General features: G+C 33.9%; 13 protein-coding genes. 7 read left to right on the top strand and 6 right to left on the bottom strand.

Translation table 11 applies throughout. From position 1 onward, the window contains the following. Nucleotides 1-5 precede the first annotated feature (5 nt). Nucleotides 6-785, bottom strand: a complete 780-nt coding sequence (locus ACFX5D_RS04010; RefSeq protein ID WP_379856965.1) for a TatD family hydrolase — start codon at nucleotides 783-785, stop codon at nucleotides 6-8. Between the two features lie 168 nt (nucleotides 786-953). On the opposite strand from ACFX5D_RS04010, the gene ACFX5D_RS04005 reads away from it, so the two are divergent. Beyond that, nucleotides 954-1,394: a retropepsin-like aspartic protease gene (locus ACFX5D_RS04005; protein ID WP_379856964.1), complete on the top strand. Its 441-nt coding sequence runs from the start codon at nucleotides 954-956 to the stop codon at nucleotides 1,392-1,394. A gap of 70 nt (nucleotides 1,395-1,464) precedes the next feature. On the opposite strand, the gene ACFX5D_RS04000 is transcribed toward ACFX5D_RS04005, so the two are convergent. The 3 genes from ACFX5D_RS04000 to ACFX5D_RS03990 all read right to left on the bottom strand — a co-directional run bounded on the left by ACFX5D_RS04000 (nucleotide 1,465) and on the right by ACFX5D_RS03990 (nucleotide 8,890). Beyond that, nucleotides 1,465-4,374 (bottom strand): T9SS type A sorting domain-containing protein, encoded by a 2,910-nt coding sequence (locus ACFX5D_RS04000; RefSeq protein WP_379856963.1) that lies wholly within the window; start codon nucleotides 4,372-4,374, stop codon nucleotides 1,465-1,467. A 403-nt stretch (nucleotides 4,375-4,777) separates the two neighbouring features. After that, entirely contained in the window at nucleotides 4,778-6,031 is a 1,254-nt protein-coding gene (gene odhB, locus ACFX5D_RS03995; protein WP_379856962.1) for a 2-oxoglutarate dehydrogenase complex dihydrolipoyllysine-residue succinyltransferase, read from the bottom strand. Nucleotides 6,032-6,115: 84 nt separating this feature from the next. Beyond that, nucleotides 6,116-8,890 (bottom strand): 2-oxoglutarate dehydrogenase E1 component, encoded by a 2,775-nt coding sequence (locus ACFX5D_RS03990; RefSeq protein ID WP_379856961.1) that lies wholly within the window; start codon nucleotides 8,888-8,890, stop codon nucleotides 6,116-6,118. Nucleotides 8,891-9,008: 118 nt separating this feature from the next. On the opposite strand from ACFX5D_RS03990, the gene ACFX5D_RS03985 reads away from it, so the two are divergent. Then, entirely contained in the window at nucleotides 9,009-9,551 is a 543-nt protein-coding gene (locus ACFX5D_RS03985; RefSeq protein ID WP_379856960.1) for a hypothetical protein, read from the top strand. A 143-nt stretch (nucleotides 9,552-9,694) separates the two neighbouring features. Beyond that, on the top strand, nucleotides 9,695-10,705 hold the full coding sequence (locus ACFX5D_RS03980) for a hypothetical protein (protein ID WP_379856959.1): 1,011 nt from the start codon (nucleotides 9,695-9,697) through the stop codon (nucleotides 10,703-10,705). Between the two features lie 264 nt (nucleotides 10,706-10,969). On the opposite strand, the gene ACFX5D_RS03975 is transcribed toward ACFX5D_RS03980, so the two are convergent. Both ACFX5D_RS03975 and ACFX5D_RS03970 read right to left on the bottom strand, forming a co-directional pair. Continuing rightward, nucleotides 10,970-11,320, bottom strand: coding sequence for a hypothetical protein (locus ACFX5D_RS03975; RefSeq protein WP_379856958.1), 351 nt, complete (start codon nucleotides 11,318-11,320; stop codon nucleotides 10,970-10,972). A 108-nt stretch (nucleotides 11,321-11,428) separates the two neighbouring features. Further along, the gene (locus ACFX5D_RS03970; RefSeq protein ID WP_379856957.1) at nucleotides 11,429-12,403 is read right to left on the bottom strand and encodes a polyprenyl synthetase family protein; all 975 of its coding nucleotides are present in this window, start codon (nucleotides 12,401-12,403) and stop codon (nucleotides 11,429-11,431) included. A 178-nt stretch (nucleotides 12,404-12,581) separates the two neighbouring features. Between ACFX5D_RS03970 and ACFX5D_RS03965 the strand changes: the two genes are divergently transcribed. The 4 genes from ACFX5D_RS03965 to ACFX5D_RS03950 all read left to right on the top strand — a co-directional run bounded on the left by ACFX5D_RS03965 (nucleotide 12,582) and on the right by ACFX5D_RS03950 (nucleotide 16,274). Continuing rightward, nucleotides 12,582-13,103 (top strand): YceI family protein, encoded by a 522-nt coding sequence (locus ACFX5D_RS03965; protein WP_379856956.1) that lies wholly within the window; start codon nucleotides 12,582-12,584, stop codon nucleotides 13,101-13,103. A 165-nt stretch (nucleotides 13,104-13,268) separates the two neighbouring features. Continuing rightward, on the top strand, nucleotides 13,269-13,868 hold the full coding sequence (locus ACFX5D_RS03960) for a TetR/AcrR family transcriptional regulator (RefSeq protein ID WP_379856955.1): 600 nt from the start codon (nucleotides 13,269-13,271) through the stop codon (nucleotides 13,866-13,868). Further along, a complete protein-coding gene (locus tag ACFX5D_RS03955; RefSeq protein WP_379856954.1) occupies nucleotides 13,865-15,208 on the top strand; it encodes a TolC family protein in 1,344 nt (447 codons plus the stop codon). The genes ACFX5D_RS03960 and ACFX5D_RS03955 overlap by 4 nt, the downstream gene beginning before the upstream one ends. Nucleotides 15,209-15,212: 4 nt before the next feature. Further along, nucleotides 15,213-16,274 carry an efflux RND transporter periplasmic adaptor subunit gene (locus ACFX5D_RS03950; RefSeq protein WP_379856953.1) on the top strand — a complete coding sequence of 354 codons (1,062 nt, stop codon included), beginning with the start codon at nucleotides 15,213-15,215 and terminating at the stop codon, nucleotides 16,272-16,274. Nucleotides 16,275-16,288 lie beyond the last annotated feature (14 nt).

Here is a 16,288-nt window from a genome sequence, read left to right as displayed (position 1 = left end):
CTTCTTTAAATCCCAAAAATAGCTTTAGAATTCTCAGTTGTTACCCTCGCAATTTCATTTGCCAAAAGACTATAAATCAGAGCCAATTTATCTACGACATTAATTAAATAACTACTTTCATTGCGTTTTCCGCGAAAGGGAATTGGGGCCAAATAAGGAGAATCCGTTTCCAGAACGATGTGTTTTAAATCTATTTTATGTAAGAATTGATCAATTTTCCCATTTTTAAATGTTACAACGCCCCCAATTCCAAGTTTCATATTATAGGAAATCGCTTTCAAAGCCTGTTCATAAGTCCCAGTAAAGCAATGAAAAACCCCAAACAGATCATCCGATTTTTCATCTTCCAAAATACTGAATATTTCATCGAAAGCTTCTCGACAATGAATGACAATAGGTAATTTATAGTGTTTTGCCAATCGTATTTGAGTTCTGAAAGCAATTTGCTGCTCTTGCAAATGGGTTTTATCCCAATACAAATCAATCCCAATTTCGCCTATCGCATAGAATTTTCTTTTCTTCAATTCATTTTCAACATGCTGTAATTCTTCCAGATAATTCTCCTTTACATAGGTTGGGTGTAAACCCATCATCAAGAAAACATTTTCAGGATAATTTTCCTCTAATTCGTACATCGCTTTCGTACACGTTGAATCAATAGCGGGAATAAAGAACCGTGAAACTCCAACATTGATCGCGCGTTGTATCATTTCGTTCCGATCTTGATCGAATTCCTCACTATAAAGGTGCGTATGTGTGTCGGTAATTATTGTTGTTGTTTCCAAGTGCAAAGTTTAAGAATACAAATTTACAAGATTAAAACTACTCGAAAAAGTAGTTTCATAAAGATTCTCAAAGAAAAATAGGATTCTCAAAATTCCTTCAGAAAGTCCTAAAAACTCCGTGTATCTTTGTGAAACACAAATTAAAATTCTCAAATAAATTCAGCATAAATGAAAAACCTCCACGATATTCTTAAAAAAGAAAATTATAAAAAAGTAAAGTTCAAAATTACCAAAACACAACATCTTCTAATAAAAGCTAAAATCAATGGAGTCTTGGGAAACTTTATTCTTGATACGGGAGCTTCAAATAGTTGTGTAGGATTTGAAAGTATTGACCTGTTTTTATTGGAAGCGAAAAAATCAAAAACGAAAGCTTCTGGCGCCGGAGCAAACGGAATGTTTACCCAACTTGCTTCAAAAAATCAACTACAACTTGGCTCGTGGAAAAATTTGGATTTCAATGTCGTTATTTTTGATTTATCTCATGTAAATGAAGCACTCATGCAGCACAAATCAAAACCAGTACATGGAATTATTGGTGCCGATGTGTTAATGAAAGGAAGAGCGATTGTGGATTACTACAATCATTATTTGTATTTAATGAAATGAAAAATAATTACAAAAAAAAGAGAGCATTAAATATCTAACACTCTCCAATTCTACTACAAACCCAACTAACTTATTCTTTGATAATTTTACTGCTATTCAATTTTCCATAAATATCTATTTTTACGATATACACTCCTTTTTGAAGTTCGTTTGTTTGCAAAATAGTTAAATTACTTTTTGGGATTTTTACCAAAACCTCTTGCCCCAAAAGATTATAAACAGACACTTTTTCAATTGTACTATTTGCCTCAATTGTTAAATAATTAGTAACCGGATTTGGATACATTCTAACTTCTGAAGTTTCAAAATTGGCAACACTTAAATTTGTAGCCACTTTGCTAAAATAAATATTGTCCATATAAATCATCCCTGCGGATCCGGAAAAAACAAACTGTGCAACTTGTGCCTTTGTTGTCAAACCTGTAAATTCTGACATCGGAATATCTAAACTATTCCAACCACTTAGTGTTAAAGTACGAGTTACTTCAAATTCTTTATCATCCCCGCCTTGATAAACACCATCAGCACCAAAATCAACTATTTTGATTTTGAAGGTAGTTACGTTTGGCGTCCAAACATCAACATGAAAATAAAGCATTGTAGTCGCATCAATTTTATTAGCCTCTGTAATAACTCCAAAATAACTTAAATCAGTATATTTTTTAGTGTCATTTCCGGCAATTTGAATATCAGATAAAACATTCCCTGATTGTCCCCAATCGGCTCTCCAATTGTCAACCGTTACATTGGTGTAAGCATTACTAAATAATGAAATAACATTTGACTGAGCAGTCGTTGGCGTAGGTGCAGCCATAGTAGGAACAGTTGGTAAAACAACTACAGCTGTTTTATTAAAATAGACATTATCAATATATATCGTTCCTGCTGATCCTGAGAAAACAAACTGTGCAATATGCCCTTTTGTAGTTAAACCTGTAAACTCTGAAAGCGGAATTTCCAAACTATTCCAACCACCTAATGCTAATGTACGAGTCACTTCAAATTCCTTATCATCTCCACCTTGATAAGCACCATCAGCTCCAAAATCTACTATTTTAATTTTAAATGTAGTTACATTTGGCGTCCAAACATCAACATGGAAATTAAGCATTGCAGAAGCATCTATCTTATTAGCCTCCGTGATGACTCCAAAATAAGTTAAGTCAGTATATTTTTTTGTATCATTTCCAGCAATTTGAATATCGGACAAAACATTGCCTGATTGTCCCCAATCCGCTCTCCAATTATCAACAGTGACATTTGTATAAGCGTTACTAAATAACGAAATAACATTTGCGGCAAAAACGGTGGGTGTTGGTGCGGCAACTGTTGGCACACTTGATACAACAGGCACATCTATTTTTGCAGAAAATCGAATATTATCGACATAACACACCTGATCAGCCGTTCTTGTAGTTCCTTCTGGAATAAAATCAGGAAATACAATTATTTGATCAATCCCCGTTGAAACTCCTTCCCCTATTTTTCCCGCAAAATTGAAGGTCAACTCTTCCCATTCATTTATTTTAGTATTGGTAACAGTTATCTCACCTGTCGAACCTCCATCAGGACGTGCAAACTTGATTCCTACTTTACTAATAACATCTTTATATACCATCATTTTAACGGTGCTATTTGTAACATCCAAAGTAAAAGTTCCAATACCATTTACCCCAGAACCGTGCGTTGTTTCAAAACCTGTGTACCAAGCGCCAGCAACCAATGCCGTAAATTTAGCAGCGGTATTTGAGGCGTTAATTCCTGTTTTATTCGGATTTGGGGCTAACAGGGAAGCCGTCGAACCTCCAGATGGATTATCAAAAGAAGTCAGCGTCCAAGTAGAACCATACTCACCTGATTCAAAGGTAACTGGCGCGTAAGGAGCAGCAGGAGGAGGAATAACTACCGCCGTTTTGTTAAAATAAACATTGTCTATATATATCGTTCCTGCAGTTCCAGAGAAAACAAACTGTGCAATATGCGCTTTTGTAGTTAAACCTGTAAACTCTGAAAGCGGAATTTCTAAGCTATTCCACCCACTCAATGTTAAAGTACGAGTCACTTCAAATTCTTTATCATCGCCGCCTTGGTAAGCGCCATCAGCTCCAAAATCAACTATTTTGATTTTAAAGGTAGTCACATTTGGTGTCCAAACATCAAGATGGAAATTAAGCATTGCAGAAGCATCGATTTTATTAGCCTCCGTGATAACTCCAAAATAACTTAAATCTGTATATTTTTTAGTGTCATTTCCGGCAATTTGAATATCCGATAAAACATTACCTGATTGTCCCCAATCTGCTCTCCAATTATCAACAGTAACGTTAGTATAAGCATTACTAAATAACGAAATTACATCTGCTGGCGGTTTCACAGGAGTTAAAGCGGCAACCGTTGGGACAGTAGCGGCTGGTTTAGCTGAAAAAGTAACATTATCAAAATAACTGGTAGTTTCAGCTGTTCTGGCATTGAAATCTAGAAAAAATATGATTTGATCGATATTGATGGTTTCAAATAATCCTATCTTTCCTGAAAAGTCAAAAGTTAATTCCTCCCATTGGTTGATCTTAGTGTTTGGCACTTTGATTTCTGGCTGAGCACCACCATTCGCTATTGCAAATTTGATTGCCACATCGCTTATAATAGTTTTGTAAACCATTATTTTGACAATACTATTGGAAGCACTTAAAGTAAAGGTTCCAATGCCGTTTGCGCCCGAAGCGTGGGCGGTCTCAAATCCGGCATATGGAGCAGCACCCGATGCGCTTGTTCCTGCGATAAATTTACCTACTGTGGCAGAACTGTTAATTCCGCCCGGAAATGGATTTGAAACTTTTGAATATCCAGCACCACTTCCGTTTTCAAAAGAGGCAAGTGTCCACGTAGAACCAAACTGTCCCGTTTCGAAAGATATAGGTGCATTTTGCGAATATCCTACAATCGAGATTAGTAGCAAAATGAACAAAGTAATTTTTTTCATGATTTTGAGTTTTTGGTTGTTCTCAAATTTATGAATGTATTACATTACACGTTCAAATCAGCAGTATGTAAAAACTATACAACTGTAGAAAGAAATTATTTATTCACAAGTAGATGTAAATATTAGTATCACTGACACTTAACTTTATTTTCCTAAAGTTTAAAAAATGCATTTGAATCTTTTTGTTTTCTGAATGTTGTGGTGTTGTATTGGTATATTCTTATTTTAATTTGTTATTTTTTACACTAATCATACATTTATTTACAATCAAAAAATATAACCGTAAAAAAACACAAATATATTACACATTTGTAGTCTAGTTTTTAAGACATAATAAAAAATCCCGCCTTGAAAAACAAGGCGGGATTAGCATTCTTTATTGTCATCTGACAAAGTTACAGTATTATAATTCTAATGCTTTTTTAGGATTGTTGTCCATCAATAATTCTAATGGGTTTTCTAAAGCTTCTTTCACCGCTACCAAGAAACCAACAGACTCACGACCATCAATAATTCTGTGGTCATAAGATAACGCCACATACATCATTGGGTGAATTTCCACTTTTCCATTTACAGCAATAGGACGCTCGATAATGTTGTGCATTCCTAGAATTCCAGATTGTGGAGGATTAATAATTGGAGTAGATAACATACTTCCAAAAACACCCCCATTAGTAATCGTGAACGTTCCACCAGTCATATCATCAACTGTGATTTGTCCATCACGTGCTTTGATGGCTAATCTTTTAATATCAGATTCTACGCCACGGAAAGTCAAGTTCTCTGCATTACGAACAACAGGAACCATAAGTCCTTTTGGTCCTGAAACTGCAATAGAGATATCACAAAAATCGAAAGCAATCTTATGATCACCATCCATCATTGAGTTAACATCTGGGAATAATTTTAATGCTCTCGTTACTGCTTTAGTGAAGAAAGACATATAACCCAAACCAATTCCACCATGTTTCGCTTTGAACGCATCTTTATATTCATTACGCAATGTATTGATAGGCGTCATGTTTACTTCATTGAAAGTAGTCAACATCGCTGTTTCATTTTTAGCAGCAACCAATCTTTCTGCTACTTTACGACGCAACATAGATAATTTAGTTCTTTCCGTACCACGAGATCCTCCGGTAGGAGTTCCCATTGATGGCACAGCATTTACCGCATCATCTTTGGTGATTCTTCCGTCTTTTCCTGTTCCTGTAACTGATCCAGGAGTTATGTTTTTTTCGTCTAATATTTTTCTTGCTGCTGGTGACGGTGTTCCTGAAGCATAACTTGCTGCTACTACGGGAGCGGCAACCGGAGCTACTTTTGGCGCTTCAACTTTAACTTCCGCTTTTGGCCCCGAAGTCTCGGGATCAACTGTTTTTGCAACTTCAGCCGCTGGTACATCGCCTGATGGTTTGGTTGCATCTGTATCAATAAGACAAACAACTGCACCAACTGCAACTGCATCACCTTCTTCTGCTTTCAATGTAATAATTCCGCTTGCTTCTGCTGGCAATTCTAAGGTTGCTTTATCAGAATCAACCTCCGCAATTGCTTGGTCTTTTTCTACATAATCGCCGTCTTTTACCAACCAAGTTGCAATTTCAACTTCTTTTATAGATTCCCCTGGTGATGGGACTTTCATTTCTAAAATCATCTTTTTTTGTTTAAGGTTTGAATTGTTTAAAGTTCAAAGTTCTGTAAATAGCAACTTTAAACCTTAAACGTTAAACTATTCTTTTTATCTATATAAATTTTTATCAAAAACCATTCTTATTGCATCGGCCTGACGACGTTTTGCTCGTGTATAACTTCCTGCTGCTGGTGCCGCATAGGCTTTAAGCGATGCCAGTCTCCACTTTACCAAATCAAAATTCATCAACATATAGCTATAAGCCCCCATATTTTTAGGCTCTTCCTGTGCCCAAACATAATCATCAGCATTTGGATATTTAGCGATAATGGCTTTTAATTGTTCTACCGGTAATGGGAATAATTGTTCGATTCTAACTACAGCAACATCTTTACGACCATTGATTTCTCTTTCGCTAGTGATGTCATAATAGAATTTACCTGTACAGAAAACTAATGTTTTTACATCTGCTTTATTCACTATTACATCATCGAATGTTTCCTGAAAACTACCGTTTGCAAACTCCTCTACACTTGAAACAACTCTTGGATCACGTAATAAACTTTTTGGAGTAAAGACAATTAGCGGTTTACGGAAAGTTGTTTTCATTTGTCTTCTCAATAAGTGGAAGAAGTTGGCGGGTGTTGTACAATCAGCAACATACATATTTTGTCTGGCACACAATTGTAAATAACGCTCCATTCTTGCAGATGAATGCTCTGCTCCTTGTCCTTCATATCCGTGAGGCAATAACAAAACGATTCCGTTTTGATTGTTCCATTTATCTTCTCCACAAGAAATATATTGGTCAATCATAATTTGGGCTCCATTACTGAAATCTCCAAATTGTGCTTCCCATATCGTAAGTGTATTTGGATTTGTTAGAGCGTAGCCATAATCAAAACCTAAAACACCATATTCAGATAAAAGGGAATTGAAAATATTAAATTTCCCTACCTTACCTTCTAAATTATTGATCAAAACTACCTCTTCCTCAGAATCTTCAACTTTCACTACGGCATGACGATGAGAAAAAGTACCTCTTTCTACATCTTGTCCAGAAATACGGACATCATATCCTTCTTTTAATAAAGATCCGTAAGCTAAATGTTCGGCCATAGCCCAATCCAACTTATTAGTTTCGAAAAACATTGTTTTTCTATCGTTTATTAATTTTTGGATTTTGCTGATAAACTTTTTATCCGCCGGCAAATTACAAATTGCATTTGCAACGTCAGTAAGTCCTTCCTTAGGATAAGAAGTATCAACATTTAAAAGCATTTCAACATCAGTAACTTGTTTGAAACCGCTCCATTCATTTTTCATAAACGGAGTAATAATCGTCAAATTCTTTTTGCGGGATGCTTCAAGATTTACTTCAAGATTTGACTTGTATTCTTTTTCTAATCCATTTACATAAGTAGCATCAATAACTCCTTCTGATAAGAGTTTCTCTGCATAGATATCTCTAGGATTTTGATGTTTTGCAATAATTTTATATAGAACTGGCTGCGTAAAACGAGGCTCATCCCCTTCATTATGCCCATATTTTCGATATCCTAATAAATCAATGAATACATCTTTACCAAATTGCATTCTGAAATCTAAAGCAAATGACATAGCATGTACCACCGCTTCCGCATCATCTGCATTAACGTGCAAGACTGGCGACAGCGTTACTTTGGCAACATCCGTACAATACGTTGATGAACGAGCATCGAGATAATTAGTTGTAAAACCAACTTGATTATTGATTACAATGTGAATTGTACCTCCCGTTTTGTATCCATCCAATTGTGCCATTTGCACAATTTCATAAAGAATTCCTTGACCAGCGATTGCTGCATCACCGTGAACAGCAATTGGCAATACTTTTGAGAAATCGTTAGGGAAATATTTATCTTGTTTTGCTCTTGTAATTCCTTCAATTACGGCACCTACTGTTTCAAGATGCGAAGGATTTGGAGCCAAATTAATATTGATATTTTTTCCTGATCTGGTTACTTTTTCAGCCGTAAGCCCTAAGTGATACTTTACATCTCCGTCAAAATATTCCTGATCGTAGTCTTTTCCGTCAAATTCTCCAAAAATGTCCTGAGTAGATTTACCAAAAATATTGGCTAGAACATTCAAACGACCACGATGTGCCATTCCCATCACAAATTGCTCTACTCCCTGCTCTGCTGCTTTTTCTATCAAAGCATCGAGTGCCGGAATAATAGATTCTCCTCCTTCAAGTGAAAACCGTTTCTGACCTACATATTTAGTATGCAAGAAATTCTCAAAAGAAACAGCTTGATTTAATTTTTCAAGGATTATTTTCTTTTCACTGACAGAAAAACTGGGTTGGTTGTCATTTTTCCCTAATTTTTTCTGGATCCATTCCACCACTTCCGGTTTACGAATATACATATATTCGACCCCAATATGCTGACAATAAATAGTCTCAAGATGTATTATAATTTCCTGTAGCGTACAAGGTTGAATCCCGATAACTTTAGCCGCATCAAAAACCGTATTTAAGTCGGCTGAAGAAAGACCAAAATTAACAATATCCAATGTAGGCGATGATGTTCGTCTGTCTCTTACGGGATTTGTTTTTGTAAACAAATGTCCACGAGAACGATACCCGTCAATCAGCTTTAATACATTAAATTCTTTTTGAAGTTTTTCCGACACATGCGTACTCTCCATATTCCCAGAAGCAACATTTGCTAAGTAGGTTATAGGATTTTCTTCATTATAAGTAGTCATTCCAAAGTCGAAACCTTGAAAAAAACTTCTCCAACTTGGCTCTACGCTGTCTGGATTTACTAAATATTGATCGTATAATTGTGCGAAAAATTCGGTGTGTGCTGCGTTTAAAAATGAAAACCTATCCATATTGTTAGTGTCTGTACTTTTTTGTTAAATAGTTTGACAAAAGTACAATAATCAATTATATCTAAATCTTTTTTTTACCTACTTTTACGTAAAGATTTGTTAAAATAACCAACGAAATATGAAAAAAACACGGCTTTTACCCATTTTAAAACCAATTATAATTTTTTCGGTCCTCTTGTCTTCTGGTTTTTTATTGGCGCAACAGCAAACGACATTGCCTAAAACTCAAAGTGATTTCTGGAGAAAAGTACAATTTGGTGGAGGCATTGGATTAAGTTTTGATTCCGGTTATACGGATGTTTCTCTTGCACCAAGTGCTATTTACAATTTTAATCAGTATCTGGCTTTGGGGCTTGGCGCCCAATACAGGTATGTAAAGCAAAAAAATTATTATGCATCCCATTTATATGGAGCAAGCATAATAGGGTTGTTTAATCCAATCCCAGAAATCCAACTTTCGGCAGAAATAGAAAAATTGAGGGTTAACGTTAATTTGATTAATTCTAATAATAGTTCTCAAGACTATTGGAACACCGGTTTATTTCTTGGTGCTGGTTATAGAACCGGCAATGTGACTATTGGCGCTCGTTATAATGTACTAAGCGATAATAACAATGTTTATGGTAATGCCTTTATGCCATTTGTAAGGGTGTATTTTTAATATTCCTGCCTTTTTCAAAGGCAAGAAAAAATTGTACGAATTTTTTTATTAAATTTACAAAGTTTTTTGAAAAAAAACAAAACAATAGAATCATCTTTTTTTTCGAAAAAATCCAAAAAAAATATTTATACCCTAAAAGAATTATGAAAAAAATTAATTTTAAAGCATTAGCATTTATACTTGTTATATCAATCTTATTTTTATCATGTAGTAAAAATGATGTCGTTGAAAATCAACTTTCCACGAATGTTTATGCTGCAGGTTATGAGTATAATGGCACTCATAACGTTGCTAAGTACTGGAAAAATGGCATTCCTGTTGATTTAACTCACGGGAGCAATGATGCAGAATTGACATCAATCTACATTTCAGGTAACGATGTATATGCTGCTGGTTATGAATATAATAATTTAAATGCCGTTGCAAAATATTGGAAAAATGGAGTAGAAAACATATTAAGTAATGGAAGTAAAGGTGTTTTAACAAATTCTATTTGCATTGTATCTGATGATGTGTATGTTGGCGGTACCGAGTATAATAACATAAACAATACTGCTATTGCAAAATATTGGAAGAATGGTGTTTCGGTTAACTTAACGGATGGAAGTAAACACGAAGAATCCACTGGTATATTTATCGTAGGTACAGATGTATATGTTACGGGCTGGGAATCTAGTAATGGTTCTCGGGTCGCTAAGTATTGGAAAAATGGTACACCTATATATTTAAGTAATGGTGCTGAAGCAACTAATCTTTATGTTTCAGGTTATGACATATATGTTTCAGGTTATGGATCTGACGGTGCTAAATATTGGAAAAATGGAGTCGCCACGACTTTAATAGGCAAAAATAACTATAGTAGTTCTATTTTTGTGTCGGAAAATAACGTGTATATTTCAGGTTATGAACGTTTTGGCGCCACAAACAATATAGCAAAATATTGGAAAAATGGCATTTCGATACCTTTAAGTGATGGTAGCAATGATGCATTTACCACTTCTATTTCTATTTCACAAAATGATATATATGTTTCAGGCTATGAGAATAAGAATAGCTACGTTGTTGCAAAATATTGGAAAAATGGGACAGCTACTAATTTAACCGATGGGACTAAAGATTCACGAGTAAATTCCATTTTTGTAGATATTAAGTAACAGAATTAAATGAATAAATTAAAATACAAACTCAAAAAGTCTGTTTTTAGCAGCATGATTTACATTTAAAAAATTATATTCAAAGTTAGTTTTTCATCTCAAATAAAGGATTTTCAAGTTTTAAAATTATTAAAGAATAAGAAAACTTCATCATATTCAAAAACGAAAAAGATTAACACAAATCTTTTCCGTTTTCGTTTAGTATAATAAACACCTTCCCAGGTGTTTATTAATAATTTTCAGATGTATCGATATAAAATGAGTCTAATATTTATTCCTAAACCACACTTTTTGCCATTCTCTTTTTAGAATTAAAAAAGATACTTTTTCGGCAAGAATTACTAAATCTGATCCGTCCAGTTGTTTTATTTGTTCTTCAGAAACATCAATGATGTATAGCAGATTAAGATATTCGGTAAATTTATACTGTATGAGTCTATAAATCTTTTCGTGTAATTGCAGTTTCAACTCAGCAGGAGAAATGCTCATAGGAAAATCAATTGCTTCATTAGCTAGATTAAAATCCTTATTCATTTGTTCAATTAACTTAAGATACAAGGCTTCTTTTTCAGCTTCTGAAATAAGCAAATCGATATTTTGTGGCGCTACGAACATTTTATTTTAGATTTTAGATTAACGAATTGAGATTTTAGATTTGGTAGCCTTGTTTGTTTTGATTTTAGAATACAATTTAATCAGAAGTAATCATCAACAATTAAAAAACTATACTTTTCGCCCCATTAAATTTTCCCCAAAATTTCTCAATATTGATTTTTTATCATCGTCAATATTCATTTTCTCTATTATTTCAAATGCCTTAAACGTAAATTCCTGAATGGCATCCTGAGTAGCTTTTGAAGCGCCTGAATTATTAAATATTTCTTTTACGGAACTAATTTTATCTGAATTGTGATGCAGTTGCTTAGCAAATAAACTCGTTAATTGCTGTGCTTCTTTTTTTTCCGAAAACGCTAAAGCTTTTAAATACAAATAGGTTTTTTTGTTTTCAATAATATCACCTCCAACTTGTTTACCAAAGGTTTCAGGATCACCAAAAGCGTCTAAATAATCATCTTGCAATTGAAAAGCAAGTCCTAAATTTAATCCGAAATCATAAATTAAATTCGCATTTTCTTTGGAAGTTTTAGCAATAATCGCTCCCATTTTCATCGCTGCAGCCACTAAAACTGCTGTTTTGTATTCGATCATTTTCAGGTAATCCGGAATTGTAACATCTATACGAGTTTCAAAATCTACATCCCATTGCTGTCCTTCGCAAACCTGAAGCGCTGTTTTACTAAACAATTTGGCTAGTTTCCGGAATATTTTTGGTTGATATTTTTCAAAATACTGGTAGGCTAAAATCAGCATAGCGTCACCAGATAAAATCCCGGTATTTATATTCCATTTTTCATGAACAGTTGCCTGTCCTCTTCGCAAGGGAGCATCATCCATAATATCGTCATGAACCAATGAAAAATTATGAAAAACTTCAACAGCTAATGCTGCAGGTAATGCTTTTTTATAGTCAGTATCAAAAATTTCAGCCGTCATCAACGTAAGTACAGGACGTATTCTTTTCCCCCCTAAATCTAATATATAATGAATGGGTTCATATAGATGTTTAGGCTCTTTGATTTCATATTGTGATTGCAAATATTCTGAAATGAACTCCTGATACTGATAAATGCTATGCATAAAAATTAATTTTTGGCTAATTTACAGTATTCATAATAGATTACAAACTGCGTTCCTTAAGGAAATGTTAAATAAACAAAAATACAATGGAAACTTCTTTGGTATTCAAAGTTTCCGTATTACCTTTGCACACAAAATTTCAAAATTTCAATTACACAAAATAACCTTTCCAATTATTATGAAAACAAAATGGACAATTGATTCAAGCCAATCAGATGTTATGATCAAAAATAGACACTCCATAATTGCTTATTTGGATGGCACAATAAATAAATTCGAAGGTCACGTAGATATTCAAGATAACGAACTTGAAGATGCTTCGATTGAATTTGCTTTAGATATAAACTATACAGATACAAAACTAGAACAAATAGATACGCACTTAAGACTGAACGATTTATTTGACACCACTGAATATCCTGTTATTAGCTTTAAATCGACTTCTTTTCAGAAAGTAAATAAGAATATTAACTTTTTGAAAGGAAATCTAACGATCAAAAATATTACTAAAGTAATTGAATTAGACGCAGAATTCATTGGAATCAATACTACCAATGGCATTGAAAAGGCAGCTTTTGAAATTATAGGAAAAATAAATCGCAAAGATTTTGGCTTAAAGTATAATTCTTTTGCACAAACTGGAGGCTTAGCAATAGGACAAGACATCAAATTAATTGCCAATTTAGAATTCACTGCCTAAAAAACAAGTTTACTTAAATGTTAAATTCATGTGAATATTTAGGAAACTATTTTAGTTTCTAAAGTTTCCTTATTAAATTTACACTCTAATTTGACCATTCAAATACTGAATTTGAAATAAATTAAAAAACTGAAACATCCCAACACTAAGGGTCAGCACAAAAAAATGAAAGATAAAATTATATCAAAAGCAAGCGACATGTTTTTAAAACTAGGTTTTAAGAGCATCACCATGGATGATATTGCAGGAGAAATGTGCATATCTAAAAAAACAATTTACAAGTATTTCTGTAATAAAGAAATACTTATTGAAGAAAGTACAGCAGCAATTCATAAAGAAATTCATGAAATTATTGACACCATCATTAAAAAAGATCACAACGCAATTGAGGAAAATTTTGAGATCAGGAAGATGTTTAAAGAAATGTTTAAATCATCTGACACCTCCCCCATCTACCAATTGAAAAAACATTACCCAGAAATATATGAAAAGGTAATGTTGAGAGAAATCGATGAATGCAATTCAGTTTTTGAACAAAATATAAAAAAAGGAATACAACAGGGTCTATATCGAGAAAACATCAATATTGATAATTATATCCAATTTTATTATCAGCTAGTATTTAACATAAAAGCAAATATTGTTTCTGAAAAAGAAGGGCAAAAAATAGAACTTGAAATATTAGAATATCATACGCGAGCAATGGCAACACCAAAAGGATTACTTGAACTTGAAAAACATTTACTAAACTATACTATACAATGAAGAAACTAATCGTAATCACATTCTTGATTTTTGCCATTACGGCGAAATCACAAGAAGCAAAATCGCTGACACTAAAAGATGCGATTACTTATGCTTTAGAAAACAAAGCAGATGCAAAAAAAGCAAAACTAAAAGTGGAAAATAGTGAATATCAAATCCAAGAGGTTCGTTCTAGAGCATTGCCCCAAATTTCTGCTAATGGAGGATTAACGTACAATCCTATCCTTCAAACTACATTTCTTGATGCCGGTTCCTTCGGTGGTGAAAAAGGGCAAACCATTAAAGCTACTTTTGGACAAAAATGGAGTTCTACAGCTGGTTTGTCATTGACTCAAGCCCTTTTTGACCAATCCGTTTTTACAGGTTTAAAAGCGGCAAAATCCACCAGAGAATTTTACCAAATAAATAATCAATTAACGGAAGAGCAGGTAATAGAGAGAATCGCTAACAACTACTACCAAGTTTATGTTCAAAGACAAAAATTAAATGTTTTGGACAATAATTATGTTAACACCAACAAAGTAAAAAACATAATTAAAGGGCAATTTGATAATGGATTGGCTAAAAAAATTGATTTAGACAGGATTTTAGTAAAAATATCAAATATCAATACACAACGTCAGCAAGTTTTGAACGCAGTTCAACTACAGGAAAACGCCTTGAAATTTTATATTGGAATGCCAATTGAAACGAAAATAATCATTCCTCAAACAGAGTTTCAAGTTACCCCGCAGGCACTATCTGAAACCCCGAATACAGAAAACAGAACGGAGTATTTACTTTTGAAAAAACAAGAACAACTATTAACTTTTCAAAAGAAAGCGGACCAAGCAGCCTATTACCCAGCGCTCAATCTATCTGCAGGTTATAACTATATCGGTCAGGGTCCAAAAATACCTTGGGGAGCAAAACCAGCTGAGGGCGTTTATTGGTCTGATTTCTCTTCTATTGGTTTGAATTTAAAAGTGCCTATTTTTTCCGGATTCGCAACTCGTGCGAAAGTGAGACAGGCGGACATTAATTTAAGATCAATTAAAGAGGATTTAAACGACACTAAATTAGGACTTGATCTAGCTTACGAAAATGCAAAAATTCAAATAAACAACAGCATCATTACCATTGAAAACCAAAAAACAAATGCGCAATTAGCTCAGGATGTTTTGAGTAACACAAGAAATAACTACATACAAGGATTAGCTTCTTTAACTGATTTATTGGATGCTGAAAATTCATTAACCGAGGCACAAAATAACTACACATCTGCGATATTAGATTACAAACTGGCAGAAATTCAATTGATCAAATCAAAAGGAGAATTAAGAACATTAATAAACAACTAACAAAATGAAAAAAAATATAATAACGATAGGATTAATCGTAGCCGCCTTAGCAATTATTTCTTACACTTTAATGAATAATAAAAAGGAAAACGAAGCAAAAACTGCTATTGTAGCGGAGAAAAATGCCAGCGTTTCTGTTAAAGTTGCAACTGTTAAGAACGAAGACGTTTCCCTAGATTTTTCTGCTAACGGTAATTTTGAACCTTTACAGGAATTAAAATTTTCTGCAGAGAAACCAGGCAGAGTGGTACGTGTTCTTGTAAAAGAAGGAGACAATGTGAGAATTGGACAAACTTTAGCAATTATTAGAAGTGAGCAAATTTCATCTGACTTACAGACTGCACAAGCTTCATACCAAAATGCACAAGCAGATTACAGTCGTTTTGAGAATGCGTATAAAACCGGCGGAGTTACAAAACAGCAATTAGATCAAGCCAAGTTAGGTTTAGTAACATCACAATCCAGATTGCAACAAGCTAAAGTTAATATTGGAGATACCAATATCAAAGCTACCATTAGTGGAATTGTAAATAAAAGATATATTGAACCAGGTTCCGTTCTTGGAGCTGCAACACAAATGTTTGACATCGTTAATGTTTCAAAATTAAAACTGAAAGTTACTGTTAACGAAAGTCAAGTGGCCAGTTTGAAATTAGGCAACATTGTGCAAGTTAGCGCCAGCGTTTATCCTGATACAAAATTTTCAGGGAAAATTACTTTCATCGCTCCAAAAGCAGATACAAGTTTAAACTTCCCCGTAGAAATAGAAATTGCTAATAATTCTTCCAATGATTTAAAAGCGGGAATGTATGGAACAGCTGAATTTGCATCCAACCAACAAAAACAAACGTTGATGATTGTTCCAAGAAATGCATTTGTAGGAAGTGTTAGCAGTAACCAAATTTTTGTTGCAGAAAACGGTGTGGCTAAACTAAAAACTGTTGCGGCCGGAAGAATCCTTGGTGATAAAGTAGAAATTATAAATGGACTTTCTGATGGAGAAACGGTAATTACAACGGGTCAAATCAACCTTCAAGACGGATCTAAAGTGGATATTATAAAATAGTCGAAAGTCATAAA

The organism is Flavobacterium fructosi (assembly GCF_042787335.1).
Taxonomy (GTDB): domain Bacteria; phylum Bacteroidota; class Bacteroidia; order Flavobacteriales; family Flavobacteriaceae; genus Flavobacterium; species Flavobacterium fructosi.
Note: the sequence above shows the minus strand (reverse complement) of the source record. Positions and strands in the feature narration are given on the sequence as shown.

Coding starts and splice junctions, on each gene's coding strand:
- ACFX5D_RS03955 (WP_379856954.1), top strand. CDS start 13,865: ATGAAGAAACTAATCGTAATCACATTCTTGATTTTTGCCATTACGGCG.
- ACFX5D_RS04005 (WP_379856964.1), top strand. CDS start 954: ATGAAAAACCTCCACGATATTCTTAAAAAAGAAAATTATAAAAAAGTA.
- ACFX5D_RS03980 (WP_379856959.1), top strand. CDS start 9,695: ATGAAAAAAATTAATTTTAAAGCATTAGCATTTATACTTGTTATATCA.
- ACFX5D_RS03975 (WP_379856958.1), bottom strand. CDS start 11,320: ATGTTCGTAGCGCCACAAAATATCGATTTGCTTATTTCAGAAGCTGAA.
- odhB (WP_379856962.1), bottom strand. CDS start 6,031: ATGATTTTAGAAATGAAAGTCCCATCACCAGGGGAATCTATAAAAGAA.
- ACFX5D_RS04000 (WP_379856963.1), bottom strand. CDS start 4,374: ATGAAAAAAATTACTTTGTTCATTTTGCTACTAATCTCGATTGTAGGA.
- ACFX5D_RS03990 (WP_379856961.1), bottom strand. CDS start 8,890: ATGGATAGGTTTTCATTTTTAAACGCAGCACACACCGAATTTTTCGCA.
- ACFX5D_RS03960 (WP_379856955.1), top strand. CDS start 13,269: ATGAAAGATAAAATTATATCAAAAGCAAGCGACATGTTTTTAAAACTA.
- ACFX5D_RS03965 (WP_379856956.1), top strand. CDS start 12,582: ATGAAAACAAAATGGACAATTGATTCAAGCCAATCAGATGTTATGATC.
- ACFX5D_RS03985 (WP_379856960.1), top strand. CDS start 9,009: ATGAAAAAAACACGGCTTTTACCCATTTTAAAACCAATTATAATTTTT.
- ACFX5D_RS03950 (WP_379856953.1), top strand. CDS start 15,213: ATGAAAAAAAATATAATAACGATAGGATTAATCGTAGCCGCCTTAGCA.
- ACFX5D_RS03970 (WP_379856957.1), bottom strand. CDS start 12,403: ATGCATAGCATTTATCAGTATCAGGAGTTCATTTCAGAATATTTGCAA.